This window comes from Humibacter sp. (genome assembly GCF_051954055.1).
Classification (GTDB): domain Bacteria; phylum Actinomycetota; class Actinomycetes; order Actinomycetales; family Microbacteriaceae; genus Humibacter.
This window is the reverse complement of record NZ_JBQCIE010000092.1, coordinates 166,709-180,061: the sequence shown is the minus strand read 5'-3', so window position 1 is coordinate 180,061 and position 13,353 is coordinate 166,709. Positions and strand designations below refer to the sequence as shown.

The following is a 13,353-nucleotide window of genomic DNA, read 5'->3' as shown; positions in this document are numbered from 1 at the left end:
ACCTTGTCGCGCAGCACCATCGCAGCACAGAACGATGGTTCCTTCCAGGGGTGTTCCGACGAAGATTGGTACGTTAGCGTAAGGAATTCGATGGCTCCGATGGGGCGGGTTAACAGGTCGGCGCACCGGCTCGGAGACGCGCCCCGGCTGGTGCCGATGGCGGACGGCGCAAACCGCGATTTCAGCGGTTCGAGCGTTCGAGGGGACCACGGTAACGGGGGTAAGGCGCGTGCAAGATGACCCGCAGACGACGATCGCGGGTGGCGCCCAGACGGTGAGTGGGACGGACTCCTCCGGTTCCGGATCATCGAGCGACGCACCCGTGGTCGGCACTCGCGGCGCCAAGCCGGCGGATGCCCGACGCAGTGGACGCCCACGCGCGACCGGTGCCGCCGCTGGAACGTCCGTCGTCGCCGATGCCGCTGCCGGCGAGCCGGCTGCCGTCGTGACGGCGACCGCGCCGCGCGGCCCGCGGGGATCATCCCGCGCTCGCGGCACAGCGACTCGCGCGACGAAGGGAACCGCCATCGCGGCATCCTCCCTGTCCCCGAGATCTGAGCCGAAGCCGCTCGAGGCTACGCCCGCCGTGTCGAAGCCGACGCCGCGGGCCGAAGCGCCCAGCGTCGAGACCGAACGCCCGGCGGTTGAGGGCGCGCCGCCGGAAGCGGGGACGACTTCCACCGTTCTGACGGCGACGGAGGTCGCCGACACGGTGCAGCGGACCGGCACGAAGTCTGAGCACGATGACGTCGACACCGGGCCGATGCCGGTCCACTCCGCGACCGTCGACGAGAACACCGGATCGCGTCAGCGCATCACGCTCTTCGGACGGCGGCGACGTGCAGCGGCTGCAGCAGCAGCGGCCGCCGAGGCCGAGCAGGAGACGCAAGACGACGGGTCCGACCTGCTGGCCGAACTCGTGCGGGAGACCGAGGCGAGCGACAGCCCGCCCGCAGCACAGGCCATCGAGCAGGCGGAACCGGCCGACCGAGCGGAGGCGCTCACTGGCAGTGCTTCCGAGGTCGAGTTCCTGCAGGAGACGGTCGATCGCTCAACCCTGGCGCGCAAGGACGACCTCTCCGCAGTGGATGCGGCCGAGCCGGAGACCGTGCAGCCGGCACGCGCCCGCCGCGCGGCCGAGACCCGGGTCTTCCCACCGGCGCGTCCGGCTCCGCCGACGACGGCGCCTGTGGTGCTGGCGGTGACCGGCCTGCACAAGCGGTACGGCGACGTTGTCGCGGTCGACGGTGTGAATCTCAGCATCCGAGCCGGATCGATGTACGGGATCGTCGGCCCGAACGGTGCCGGAAAGACGACCACGCTGTCGATCATCACTGGCCTGCTTCGCGCCGACTCCGGAGCCGTTTACGTCAACGGAGTGGATGCCCGAAAGAACCCGCGCGCGGCGAAACGCGCCATCGGGGTGCTGCCCGACCACTTGCGCACCTTCGACAAGCTCACCGGCGCTCAGCTCCTCTACTACGCGGGAACGCTGCGCGGGCTCGATGCCCCGACCACGCGTCAGCGCTCCGCAGATCTCGCGGCCGCGTTCGGGATCGAAGACGCGATGGGCCGTTTGGTCGCGGACTACTCGGCCGGCATGACGAAGAAGGTGTCGCTCGCCGCAGCCATGATCCACTCGCCGAGGCTCCTGGTGCTCGACGAGCCGTTCGAGGGCGTCGACCCGGTGTCGGCGGCGACCGTGACGGGCATCCTGCAGCGCTACGTCGATGCCGGCGGCACCGTGCTGCTCTCTAGTCACGGCATGGACCTCGTGCAGCGCATCTGCGACAGCGTCGCGATCATCGTCGGCGGCGTCGTACTCGATTCCGGGCCCGTCGACGAGGTGCGCGGAGAGAAGACGCTCGAGGAGCACTTCATCGAACTCGCGGGCGGCCGCAAGGCCGTGGAGGGGCTCGAATGGTTGCACAGTTTCTCCGACTGAAGGTCGAGTCGCTCGGCAGCGGATTCCGCCGGGGCGGCTGGCACGCTTTCGGTCTCGTCGTGGGTCTGCTGTATACGGCGGCGGTCACCGTCGTCGTGTGCTGGGTTCTGGCTTCGGCACGCACGGCCAGCGACGGGCAACTCGTGCGCGACATCCTCGTGATCGCCGGCGCCGCCGTGGCGCTGTGCTTCCTGCTCGTTCCGCTGTTCAGCAGGCACGACGGAACGTTCGATCCGCGGTCATACGCCACGCTGGGCCTGGGATCGCGGCAGATCGCGATCGGTCTGGGTGCGGCCGCGCTGGCGTCGGTGCCGGCGCTCGTTCTCCTCGTGTGCTCCCTTTTCACTGTGGTGACGTGGTCGAGGTCGGCGGGTGCGGCAGTGCTCGCCCTGATCGCTGCTGTGATCTGCGTGCCGACGTGGATGCTCGCTGCGCGACTGACGGCATCCATCGCGGCGTTCGTGCTCTCGACGCGGCGTGCGCGCGAGTTCAGCGCCACGATCGCCGTGCTGATCGTTGTCATGCTCCTGCCGGTCGCGTTCTTCCTGGCGACGCTGAACTGGAGCAGGGACGGACTACGCGTCGTGCACTCCGCGGCGAATTGGGTGAGCTGGACGCCGCTCGGGGCCGTTTGGTCGGTAGGCGGTGACGCGGCGAACGGGCAGTGGGGAGCCGCCGTGCTGAAGCTCCTGATCGCCATCGTGTCCTTGGCGGTCATCGCCGGCGCGTGGTGGGCGCTCGTGCGACACATGGTCGTCACGCCCGATCACCAGGTATCGGTCAAGACCTACGTCGGGCTGGGCTGGTTCGGCAGGATGCCCGCGGGGCCGGCGGGCGCCGTCGCGGCGCGCAGTCTCACCTACTGGGGCCGCGACTCGCGGTACTGGGTACAGCTCGTGCTCGTTCCGCTGTTCCCGCTCATCATGGTGGCCGCGCTGCTCATCTCCGGAGCGGTGCGACCGCACGACGTCGCGCTCATCCCGCTCCCGGTGATCTGCCTGTTCGTCGGGTGGGTCGCCCACAACGACATCGCCTACGACGGAACGGCGGTCTGGCTGCACATCGCGTCCGGAACCCGGGGCGTGTCGGATCGACTCGGCCGCCTCGCGCCCGTTGTCCTCATAGCGGTACCGGTCGTAGCGGTGGGGAGCATCCTGACGGTTCTCGCCTACGGCAGCTGGGACGTGCTGCCCGCCGTGACCGGCGTGAGCGTCTGCCTGGTCCTCACCGGGCTCGGGCTCTCCAGCGTGTCGTCGGCGCTGGCACCATACGCGGCTCCGCGCCCGGGTGACAGCGCGTTCGCGCATCCTCAGCACACCGGAGGAGCAGCCACGTTCGCGCAGTTCGCGAGCCTGCTGCTGACCGCGCTGTTCGCCGGCGTTCCCATCGCCATGATGGTGCTCGGCGTCGTGCAGAGCCCCGAGTGGTTCACGATGTGCCTGTGGACGGGACTCGGGATCGGCGTCGCCGTCTTCGTGGCAGGCCTTCTCCTCGGTGCCCTCGCGTACAACCGCAGAGGACCCGAGATCATGGCGTTCGCACTGCGCAACGCCTGACTGCCGCATCCGTCGCGCACGACACGCGGCCGCTCCATTAAGCTGTCCGGATGGTCGACAACAGCATCGCAGAACCCGGCGGACCCGGCGCGGCGCCCGAGGGTGGCGGCCTGGCTACCCTCGACCGCGAGCTCGAGGAGCTGATCCAGAACGAGCAGATGGAGCCGGGCGACCACGAACGCTTCTCGCACTACGTCCGCAAGGAGCAGATCCTGGAATCCGCGGTCACCGGCAAGCCCGTCATCGCGCTGTGCGGCAAGAAATGGACGCCCAACCGCGACCCGCAGAAGTTCCCGGTCTGCCCGGAGTGCAAGAAGATCTACGACGGTCTCAGCGACGAGTAGCGCATCACACGTACTCGGTCGGCAGGGCGGGTTCGCCTCGGCCGAGCCGGAACGCCGACTCCGGCAGTTCCTCGCGCACGATGGCGTGATGCCGTCGCGCCGCCTCGACGCCTGCCGCGCCGAGATACTCCGGCACGGCGACCCCATCGCGCATCAGCGGAACGTGCAGGTGCCGGCCGGTGGGCATCGGGCTCGCGCTCAGCACCATGTGGATCTCCTCGGCTGAGGCCACGCCGAGCTTGTCGATCGCCCGCACCGGAACCTTCGCTCCGCCGATCGACGCCTTGCCGGTGGATGCCTTGGCCACCGGCACCCACGCGCCGGCCGCATCCTTGCGCGCGACCAGCTTGTACACCATGCCGGCCGTCGGCGCGCCGGATCCGGTCACGAGCGACGTGCCGACGCCGTACGAGTCGACGGGCGAAGCCCGCAGCGCAGCGATCGCGAACTCGTCGAGATCGTTCGTGACGGTGATGCGCGTCTTGCGTGCGCCGAGCGCGTCGAGCTGGGCACGCACGGACCCGACGAGCACCGGGAGGTCGCCCGAGTCGAGCCGAACGGCCCCGAGCTCCGTGCCCGCCACACGCACGGCGGTCTCGATCGCCTTGTGCACGTCGTAGGTGTCGACGAGGAGCGTTGTTCCCGCGCCGAGGGAGCGCACCTGCGCGCGGAAGGCATCCTCTTCGGTGTCGTGCAGGAGCGTGAAGGCGTGTGCCGCCGTGCCCATGGTCGGGATGCCCCAGGTGCGACCTGCCTCGAGGTTGGACGTCGAGCTGAAGCCCGCGATGTAGGCGGCGCGGGCGGCAGCGATCGCCGCCTCCTCATGCGCGCGTCGCGAGCCCATCTCGGCGAGCGGGCGTCCACCTGCGGCGGAGACCATGCGTGCGGCGGCGCTGGCGATGGCCGAATCGTGGTTCAGCACGCTCAGCGCCAGCGTCTCCAGCAGCACGCCTTCGCCGAACGGGGCATCCACGACGAGGATCGGCGATCCCGGGAAGTACAGCTCTCCTTCGCGGTAGCCGCGAATCGTGCCGTTGAACCGATAGTCGGCCAGCCAGTCGAGCGTCTCGTCGCGCACGACACGGTTGTCGCGCAGCCACTCGAGTTCGGCATCCTCGAACCTGAACCGTTCGATGAGCTCGAGCAGGCGCCCGGTTCCGGCCACGACGCCGTAGCGTCGTCCGCCAGGCAAGGAGCGCGCGAAGACCTCGAAGACGCACTCGCGTTCGTGAGTGCCGGAGAGCATGGCGGCGTCGAGCATCGTGAGCTCGTAGCGGTCCGTGAGTAGCGCGGAGGAGCGGCGCTCGTGCGGTGGCGTCACGTGCCTCAGCCTATTGGAGGCGGTCGCGCAGCCTATTCTGGAGGACTGTGACAGACGCTCCGATCGGCATCTTCGATTCAGGTGTGGGCGGACTCACCGTTGCCCGCGCCGTGCGCGACCAGCTGCCGAACGAGTCGGTGCTGTACGTGGGAGACACGGCGAATTCGCCGTACGGTCCGAAGCCGATCGCGCAGGTCCGTGCTCTCGCGCTGGAGGCGCTGGACTTCCTGGTCGAGCAGGGCGTGAAGATGTTGGTCATTGCGTGCAACACGGCGTCCTCCGCGATGCTGCGGGATGCGCGCGAACGCTACGACGTGCCGGTCGTCGAGGTCATCCAGCCCGCTGTGCGACGCGCCGTCGCCACAACGCGCAGTGGCCGGGTTGGTGTCATCGGCACCGTCGGCACGATCAACTCCCGGGCGTACGAGGACGCCTTCGCTGCAGCACCCTCGCTGCAGCTCTTCACCCAGGCGTGCCCTCGTTTCGTGGAGTTCGTGGAATCGGGCGTGACGAGCGGACCGGAGCTGCTGGATGTCGCAGCCGAGTACCTGGGCTCGCTCCAGGACGCGCACGTGGACACCCTGGTGCTCGGATGCACGCACTACCCGTTCCTGAAGGGCGCGATCTCGTACGTGATGGGCGAGGGAGTGACACTCGTCTCCAGCGACGTGGAGACCGCGAACGACGTGTATCGGGTGCTGGTGTCGCAGGGACTGGAGCGCAGGGCGGCGAGCGAGCCGAGCATCCGCTACGAGGCCACGGGTGACGACACCGATGCGTTCGTGCGGCTCGCACGCCGCATGCTCGGTGCGGACGTGCGCGCGGTCGACGTCGTGCGCACCGGGACCATCGACCTGCCCGGCTCCCACGCTCGCGGATAGGGTGGAGCGGTGAGCGAGACCATCCGAGCCGACGGCAGAACGACCGACCAGCTGCGCCCGATCACCATCGAGCGGGGCTGGAGCGAGCAGGCGGAGGGGAGCGCGCTGATCTCATTCGGGCGCACCCGCGTGCTGTGCACAGCATCGTTCACGAACGGCGTGCCCCGCTGGTTGACCGGCAAGGGCAAGGGCTGGGTCACGGCGGAGTACTCGATGCTGCCCCGCTCGACCAACGAGCGTACCGACCGGGAGTCGGTGAAGGGACGCATCGGCGGACGCACCCACGAGATCAGCCGGTTGATCGGTCGGAGCCTGCGCGCGGTGGTCGACATGAAGGCGCTCGGCGAGAACACGATCGTGCTCGACTGCGATGTGCTCCAGGCGGACGGCGGCACCCGCACGGCTGCCATCACCGGCGCGTACGTCGCCCTCGCGGATGCCCTGGCGTGGGGCAAGGAGCGCAAATTCATCGGGCAGCGCGCGACACCGCTCATCGACAGCGTCTCCGCCGTCTCGGTCGGGATCATCGACGGCGAGCCCATGCTCGATCTGGCATATGTCGAAGACGTGCGGGCCGAGACCGACATGAACGTCGTCGTCACCGGCCGCGGTCTCTTCGTCGAGGTGCAGGGGACCGCCGAGGGCGCGCCGTTCGATCGTCGTGAGCTCGGGTCGCTGCTCGACCTGGCGGAGAACGGATGCCGTGAGCTGGCCTCGTTCCAGTCTCTGGCGCTCGGCGAGGTCGCGTCCGAAAGCGAGTCCGACGCGGCCGCGTCGTGAACCAGGTGGCGCAGGCGGGCATCCAAGCCGATGATTCCGCGCGGGTTCGTGTCGTGCTCGCAACGCACAACAAGCACAAGCTCGAGGAGTTCGCAGCGATCATCGCGCAGCGGATGCCCGAGGTCGAGCTGGTGGAATACGACGGGCCGGAGCCGGTCGAAGACGGTGTGACGTTCGCCGAGAATGCGTTGATCAAGGCGCGTGTCGCCGCTGAGCATACGGGTCTCGTCGCGCTCGCCGACGACTCGGGCATCTGCGTCGACGTGCTCGGCGGCGCGCCGGGTGTCTTCTCCGCACGCTGGAGCGGCAAGCACGGCGACGACGCCGGAAACCTGACCCTACTCCTCGGCCAGGTGGCCGACGTGCCCGACCGGCACCGTGGCGCGCATTACACGTGCGCCATCGCACTCGTTCGGCCCGCCGCCGATGGTCGGTCGGCGGATGAGCGCACGGTGGAGGGGGAGTGGGACGGTACGCTCGCGCGCGAACCGCGCGGCACCAACGGGTTCGGCTACGACCCCGCGTTCATCCCCGACGGCTCGCCGCTCACCGCGGCCGAGCTCGACCCCGAGGTGAAGAACGCGGACAGCCACCGCGCGCGTGCGTTCCGCGCCATGGTTCCGGTGCTTCACGACCTGCTCGTGGGGGAGTAGTCCCGGGTCTGCGCTCCGCGGCCACGCCTACCCTTGAAGAGACATGTCGCATTCTCACGATCACGGCCACGACCACGGCGCTCATGCATCCAGCAGGCGCAGGCTGGTGGTGGTCATCGTGATCGTCCTCGGCGTCTTCGTTCTCGAGATCGTCGGTGCGTTGCTCAGCGGATCGCTCGCGCTGCTCGCCGATGCCGGGCACCTCGTCAGTGACCTGGTCGGGCTGATCGTGGCACTCGTCGCGGCCACGGTCGCCGCCCGGCCCGCCACCGATCGTCAGACGTTCGGTTTCCAACGGGTCGAAGTGTTCGGTGCCCTCGTGAACTCCCTCATCCTGATCGGCGTCGCCGTGTCGGTGGCGATCGGGGCGGCGTTCCGTTTGGGCGGGCATCCGGAGGTGCAGGGCGGCTGGATGCTCGTGGTCGCCGTGATCGGGCTGGCCGGCAATGTAGCGGGACTGCTGGTGCTGCGCGGCGGGGCGAAGGCATCCATCAACATGCGCGGCGCCTATCTCGAAGTGCTCGGCGACACCCTGGGGTCACTGGCCACGATCGCGGCCGCCGTGGTCATCCTGACGACCGGCATCGGGTGGGCCGACGCGATTGCGTCGCTCGTCATCGCCGTGCTCATCGTTCCTCGCGCGCTCAGCCTGCTGCGTGAGGTGGTTCGCGTGCTCAGCGAGTCGGCGCCCGTGTCGACTGACGTGGCCGAGATCCGCAAGCACATCCTCGGCGCCGAGGGGGTTGTGGCCGTGCACGACGTGCACGTGTGGGCCATCACGTCGGGCGCTCCGGTGTTCTCAGCGCACGTCGTCGTATCGCCCACCGTTTTCGCGCACGGTCGGGCCGGTGCCCTCCTCGACGAGTTGGGCGGATGCCTGAGCGAGCACTTCGACGTGGCGCACTCGACCTTCCAGCTCGAACCGGCCGAACACGCGGAGCACGAGGGCGACACGCACCGCTGACGCCGATCGCACCCCGAGCGCGAGGAGTCGCGGTTACTCCGCGCCGCTGGGGGTTCTCGAGTTGCGCTGCGATCCGCCGAAGACCTCCGGCTCGCCCGAGCGCTGCTTCGCGGACGAAGCCGGCTTCGAGACATCCGCCGATTCGGATGCCGCAGGGGCAGCATCCGTCGCCCCTGCAGCCTCCGCCTTGGCCAGTCTGCGCGACTTGCGCACGCCCAGCAGGTAGTGCACCAGGGCGGGAACGACGGTCACGACCACGGCGAGGATCAGGATCATGTCGATGTAGTGCTCGACGAAATGCGCGACCGGTGGAATGAAGCCGAGCAGCCATCCGAACAGCGTGAGCCCCGCGCCCCAGAGGAATGCACCGATGGCGTTGTAGAGCGTGTAGCGGCGATAGCTCATGTGCCCTACGCCTGCGGCGACAGGCGCGAACGTTCGCACGACCGGCACGAAGCGCGCCAGAATGATCGCGAACGGTCCGAACCGTTCGAAGAACCGATTCGTTCGCTTCACGTTCTCGATGCTGAAGAGGCCGCTCTCCTTGCGTTCGAAGATGCTCGGCCCGGCTTTGTGACCGATCAGGTAGCCGACTTCCCCGCCGACGAATGCGGCGATGGCGATGAAGAGGCAGACCCACCAGATCGGCAGGCCGTAGACCATCTTGGTGAACGTCAGGATGCCGCTGATCACCAGAAGCGTGTCGCCAGGAAGGATGAATCCCACCAGCAGCCCGGTCTCGGCGAAGATGATCCCGCACACGACCAGCAGCGCCCATGGGCCGACCGAGTGGATGATGACGTTCGGGTCGAGCCACGGTATGAGTGCGGTGTGGAACACGAGTCTCCTGTCGTCGGCGCCCGCTGTACGCGGCGACGGCCGCCGGCGATGAGCTGAGGGATGTGACGGTGAGCAGTGCGTCGAATACGCGTTTGCAGTGAGTCTACCGACGAGAGGTCGAGTGAAACCGGGTGTTAGCCCCACGAATCGAGGGGTGGTTGCTACTCAACCCTCCGTGCGGGAGAGGGGACTTGAACCCCCACGCTCGAAAGCACAGGAACCTAAATCCTGCGTGTCTGCCAAATTTCACCACTCCCGCGAGGGCGCCCATCAGCATAGCCGCAGCCGGTTCCCGCACTCGAGCATCCACGAATTCCGTTTGCCGCGTCGGCGCCTGGGGATAACTTCGGCGAGGCGACCGGCGCTGACGGCATCATGACCGCATGAACGATCCCGTGCGCCTCATCGCCGACCGCGTGCGAGACCGGGTGCGGCGCGACGGCATCGATCTCACGACGGATGCCCCGCGAGCGATGGCCTACGCGCGCGACGAGGTGCGCAAGTACTCGGAGCACGCGCTCGGTGGATCGTTGCCGCTCGTCGCCGACGAGGTGCGCACTGAGCGGGAGGTGCTCGCCTCGCTCACCGGTTTCGGGCCGCTGCAGCCCTATCTCGACGATCCCACCGTCGAGGAGATCTGGATCAACGCGCCCGATCGGGTCTTCATCGCCCGCGACGGCCGCTCAGAGCGGATCGATCTCGCGCTCACGGACTCGCACGTGCGCGACCTGGTGGAGCGGATGCTGCAGGCATCCGGTCGCCGAGTGGATGTTTCGTCCCCGTTCGTCGACGCCTCGCTGCCCGACGGATCCCGCCTTCACGTGGTGATCCCTGACGTCACTCGGGCGCACTGGGCCGTCAACGTGCGCAAGTTCTCGCAGCGCATCAGAGATCTCGGTCGCCTGGTCGCGCTGGGTTCGATCACCAGGCAGGGTGCTGAGTTCCTGCGGATGTGCGTGCTCGCCGATCAGAACATCCTCATCGCGGGTGCCACGCAGAGCGGCAAGACCACGCTGCTCGGCGCCCTCCTGGCAGCGGCCCGGCCAGGCGAGCGCATCGTGACGGTCGAGGAGACCTTCGAACTCGACCTCGCGGCAACCGACGTGGTGAGCATGCAGTGCAGGCAGCCGAGCCTCGAAGGAACCGGCGAGATCACGCTGCGGCGCCTCATCAAGGAGGCACTGCGCATGCGACCAGACAGGTTGGTGGTAGGCGAAGTACGCGAAGCCGAGAGCCTCGATCTGCTCCTGGCACTCAACTCCGGACTGCCCGGCGCGTGTTCGATCCATGCGAACAGCGCGCGCGAGGCGCTGGCGAAGCTCTGCACGCTGCCCCTGCTGGCCGGTCGGAACATCGATTCCGGCTTCGTCGTGCCGACCGTGGCGTCCTGCGTCGACATCGTCGTGTTCTGCTCGCTGGAGCGCGACGGGCGACGGCGCGTGACCGAGATCCTCGCTCCGACCGGCGGAGTGACCGGCGGGGTGATCGAGGCGAGCCCGGTGTTCGCCACCCGGAACGGCGAGCTGGTCGCCACCGGCGGCTACCCGGCCAAGCGGGCCAAGTTCGAGGCAGCCGGGCTCGACCCGGCTGTGGTGCTCGCACGATGATCACGGGAATCGTTCTCGGCGGTGCCCTCGGCGTCGGGTTGTTGCTGGCCGCCTCACCGTTCCTGTGGCCGCCGCGGGCGAGGGTGCGGAAGCCGCCGCGTACCGATGGCCTGCGTCGCAAGCTCGTGCTCGCGGGGATGCCTGGGCTCGCCCCGTCCGCGTTCGTCGCGGTCAGCGCGCTGCTCGCACTCGTGTGCTTCGCGATCGCGCAAGCCCTGTTCGGCCTCATTGCGCTGTCCGTCGGGCTGGCTGCGGTCGGAGCGTGGCTTCCGTGGAGCCTCGTCTCGTGGCGCGCGGCCTCGCGTTCGCGCGCGAACCGGACCATGTGGCCGGACGTGGTGGACCAGCTCGTCTCGGCTGTGCGCTCGGGACTCGCGCTCCCCGACGGCGTCGCCGCGCTCGCGCGCACCGCGCCCGAGTCCACTCGCGCGGCGTTCGCGGCGTTCGAACGCGATTACCGGTCGAGCGGCGTCTTCGCGCCTGCAGCGGATCGGCTCAAGGCCGCTCTGGCCGATCCTGTCGCCGATCGCATCATCGAAACCCTGAAGATGGCGCGCGAGGTCGGCGGTGGTGAGCTCGTCGGCGTGCTGAAGGCTCTGGCCGCGTCATTGCGCGACGATGCGGCGGTCCGAGCCGAGATCGAGGCGAGGCAGTCCTGGACGGTGGGTGCCGCTCGGCTCGGTGTCGCTGCGCCGTGGCTCGTGCTCGCGTTGCTGGCGACGAGGCCGGAGGCGTCTGTCGCGTACAACACACCACTCGGCGCCGTGGTGATCGTGGTCGGTCTCGTGGTGTCGTTGGTGGCGTACCGGGTCATGCTGGCGATCGGGCGGCTTCCCGAGGAACACCGGTGGTTCCGATGACCAGTGAACTCGGATGGGGCGTGCTCTGCGGCATCGGCCTCGGGCTCGGCATGTGGTCGCTGGTCGCGCTGATGCCTCGGATGCGAAGGCCACGGCTCGCGGATCGGGTGGCGCCGTATCTCGTCGACGTCTCGGAGGCGGCGCGGGCCCATGCCGGACGGAGCACGGTGCAGCCGCTTCCGGTGATCGGCTCGGTGCTCACGCCCGCGCTCGCCGCTCTGCGCAATGCGGCGTCGAGGATGCTCGGCGGCAGCGAAGCCATCACCGCCCGCCTTCGCCAGAGTGCGAGTCCGCTCACGGTGGAGGAGTTCCGCCTCCGGCAGGTGGCGTGGGCGCTCGGTGGCCTCGCCGCAGGCGGTGCGCTAGCGGCGGTCGCCGGTTCCCTGCGCCCGCTGCCTACTGCCGTGCTCCTCGCGTTGCCGATTGTGCTGGCCGCCGTCGGGTTCCTCCTGCCGGACCGTCTGCTGTCGAGGCGGGTCGCGCGACGCCTGACCCGCATGGCGGAGGAGTTCCCGACCGTTCTCGAACTGTTGACGCTGTCGCTGAGCGCGGGCGAAGGCATCCTCGACGCGATGCGCCGAGTCGCACGCAGCGGCTCGGGAGAGCTGGCAGCTGAACTGGGTCGGGTGGTCGCGGAGACGGGCATGGGCGTGCCGCTGGCGACGGCGCTCGGCCAGGCGAGTCGAGACATCCGTCTGCCCCAGTTCACGCGTTGTGTCGACGCGGTCGTCACCGCTCTGGAGCGCGGCACACCTGTCGTCGAGGTGCTGCGAGCACAGGCGACCGATGCGCGAGAGGCGGCGAAGCGGGGACTCCTAGAACAGGCGGGCAAGAAGGAGATCGGGATGCTCATTCCGCTCGTGTTCCTGATACTCCCCGTGACCGTGTTGTTCGCCGTGTACCCCGGCATTGTCGTGCTGGAGACGGGCTTCTGATGCCGGCGGCGATCTGTGCTGCATGGGACGAAACAGGACGACGTCGAGAGACGCGATGAAGGAAGGACGCGCTTCATGAGAAGAACAGACTGGTGGGATGCGCCGTGGCGGCGGAGAGCACGCGCTGCATCGCTCGTGGAGGACGAACGTGGCGATGTGCCGGGCTGGGTACTCATTACGCTGATGACCGCAGGGCTCGTGATCATCATCTGGGGCCTGGCCGGCCCAGCCCTGAGCGGGGTGTTTCAGCAGGCGATCGAACGCGTCACGTCGTTCTGACATGTCGAAGTGGCTTCAGGAGCGAGGTTCTGCTCCGGCGGAGTTCGTCATGGTCGGAGCCTTGCTGACGATTCTGACGGTCGCTGTACTGCAACTCGGGCTCGCCCTGCTGGTTCGCAACACGCTCATCGACGCGGCGGCCGAAGGAGCACACGTCGCCGCTCTGGCCGACAACACGCTCGGCGACGGCAAGCAGCGCACGCGCGAGCTCATCGGCTCGGCTCTTGGCGACGGCTATGCGAAGGGCGTTTCCGCCACCTACGGAACCTATCGCGGCATGAGTGCGGTGGTGGTGACTGTTCGCGCGCCGCTTCCGCTGGCTGGCCTCCTGGGACCTAGCCGAGCGCTGGAGGTGAGCGGCCATGCGCCGGTGGAATCACTTCGCTGA

The 13,353-nt window shown here is 68.7% G+C and carries 14 protein-coding genes and 1 tRNA gene; 12 read left to right on the top strand and 3 right to left on the bottom strand.

The window, feature by feature from the left end; translation table 11 throughout:
- The first annotated feature begins 229 nt into the window (after window positions 1-229).
- The 3 genes from ACTHNC_RS10720 to ACTHNC_RS10710 are packed head-to-tail and all read left to right on the top strand — an operon-like array spanning window position 230 to window position 3,845.
- The gene (locus ACTHNC_RS10720) at window positions 230-1,945 is read left to right on the top strand and encodes an ATP-binding cassette domain-containing protein (RefSeq protein ID WP_440294584.1); all 1,716 of its coding nucleotides are present in this window, start codon (window positions 230-232) and stop codon (window positions 1,943-1,945) included.
- Entirely contained in the window at window positions 1,921-3,501 is a 1,581-nt protein-coding gene (locus ACTHNC_RS10715; RefSeq protein ID WP_440294583.1) for a hypothetical protein, read from the top strand. Before ACTHNC_RS10720 ends, ACTHNC_RS10715 begins: the two co-directional genes overlap by 25 nt.
- 50 nt (window positions 3,502-3,551) lie before the next feature.
- Window positions 3,552-3,845: a DUF3039 domain-containing protein gene (locus ACTHNC_RS10710; protein ID WP_440294582.1), complete on the top strand. Its 294-nt coding sequence runs from the start codon at window positions 3,552-3,554 to the stop codon at window positions 3,843-3,845.
- A 4-nt stretch (window positions 3,846-3,849) separates the two neighbouring features.
- On the opposite strand, the gene ACTHNC_RS10705 is transcribed toward ACTHNC_RS10710, so the two are convergent.
- Window positions 3,850-5,106, bottom strand: a complete 1,257-nt coding sequence (locus tag ACTHNC_RS10705) for a nicotinate phosphoribosyltransferase (RefSeq protein ID WP_440294711.1) — start codon at window positions 5,104-5,106, stop codon at window positions 3,850-3,852.
- 107 nt (window positions 5,107-5,213) lie between these two features.
- Between ACTHNC_RS10705 and murI the strand changes: the two genes are divergently transcribed.
- The 4 genes from murI to ACTHNC_RS10685 are packed head-to-tail and all read left to right on the top strand — an operon-like array spanning window position 5,214 to window position 8,444.
- Window positions 5,214-6,047 carry a glutamate racemase gene (gene murI / locus ACTHNC_RS10700; RefSeq protein WP_440294581.1) on the top strand — a complete coding sequence of 278 codons (834 nt, stop codon included), beginning with the start codon at window positions 5,214-5,216 and terminating at the stop codon, window positions 6,045-6,047.
- 9 nt (window positions 6,048-6,056) lie between these two features.
- Window positions 6,057-6,827 carry a ribonuclease PH gene (gene rph, locus ACTHNC_RS10695; protein ID WP_440294580.1) on the top strand — a complete coding sequence of 257 codons (771 nt, stop codon included), beginning with the start codon at window positions 6,057-6,059 and terminating at the stop codon, window positions 6,825-6,827.
- A complete protein-coding gene (gene rdgB, locus ACTHNC_RS10690) occupies window positions 6,824-7,480 on the top strand; it encodes an RdgB/HAM1 family non-canonical purine NTP pyrophosphatase (protein WP_440294579.1) in 657 nt (218 codons plus the stop codon). The genes rph and rdgB overlap by 4 nt, the downstream gene beginning before the upstream one ends.
- 43 nt (window positions 7,481-7,523) lie before the next feature.
- Window positions 7,524-8,444, top strand: coding sequence for a cation diffusion facilitator family transporter (locus tag ACTHNC_RS10685; protein WP_440294578.1), 921 nt, complete (start codon window positions 7,524-7,526; stop codon window positions 8,442-8,444).
- Window positions 8,445-8,477: 33 nt separating this feature from the next.
- Here ACTHNC_RS10685 and ACTHNC_RS10680 read toward each other — a convergent pair whose 3' ends face one another.
- Entirely contained in the window at window positions 8,478-9,284 is an 807-nt protein-coding gene (locus ACTHNC_RS10680; RefSeq protein ID WP_440294577.1) for a DedA family protein, read from the bottom strand.
- 176 nt (window positions 9,285-9,460) lie between these two features.
- Window positions 9,461-9,543, bottom strand: a tRNA-Leu gene (locus ACTHNC_RS10675).
- A 124-nt stretch (window positions 9,544-9,667) separates the two neighbouring features.
- On the opposite strand from ACTHNC_RS10675, the gene ACTHNC_RS10670 reads away from it, so the two are divergent.
- From ACTHNC_RS10670 to ACTHNC_RS10650, 5 genes are all read left to right on the top strand, one after another.
- Window positions 9,668-10,891, top strand: coding sequence for a CpaF family protein (locus tag ACTHNC_RS10670; protein WP_440294576.1), 1,224 nt, complete (start codon window positions 9,668-9,670; stop codon window positions 10,889-10,891).
- Window positions 10,888-11,751, top strand: coding sequence for a type II secretion system F family protein (locus tag ACTHNC_RS10665; RefSeq protein WP_440294575.1), 864 nt, complete (start codon window positions 10,888-10,890; stop codon window positions 11,749-11,751). The genes ACTHNC_RS10670 and ACTHNC_RS10665 overlap by 4 nt, the downstream gene beginning before the upstream one ends.
- The gene (locus tag ACTHNC_RS10660; RefSeq protein WP_440294574.1) at window positions 11,748-12,686 is read left to right on the top strand and encodes a type II secretion system F family protein; all 939 of its coding nucleotides are present in this window, start codon (window positions 11,748-11,750) and stop codon (window positions 12,684-12,686) included. The genes ACTHNC_RS10665 and ACTHNC_RS10660 overlap by 4 nt, the downstream gene beginning before the upstream one ends.
- 75 nt (window positions 12,687-12,761) lie before the next feature.
- Window positions 12,762-12,965: a hypothetical protein gene (locus ACTHNC_RS10655; protein ID WP_440294573.1), complete on the top strand. Its 204-nt coding sequence runs from the start codon at window positions 12,762-12,764 to the stop codon at window positions 12,963-12,965.
- A 1-nt stretch (window position 12,966) separates the two neighbouring features.
- On the top strand, window positions 12,967-13,353 hold the full coding sequence (locus ACTHNC_RS10650; protein WP_440294572.1) for a TadE/TadG family type IV pilus assembly protein: 387 nt from the start codon (window positions 12,967-12,969) through the stop codon (window positions 13,351-13,353).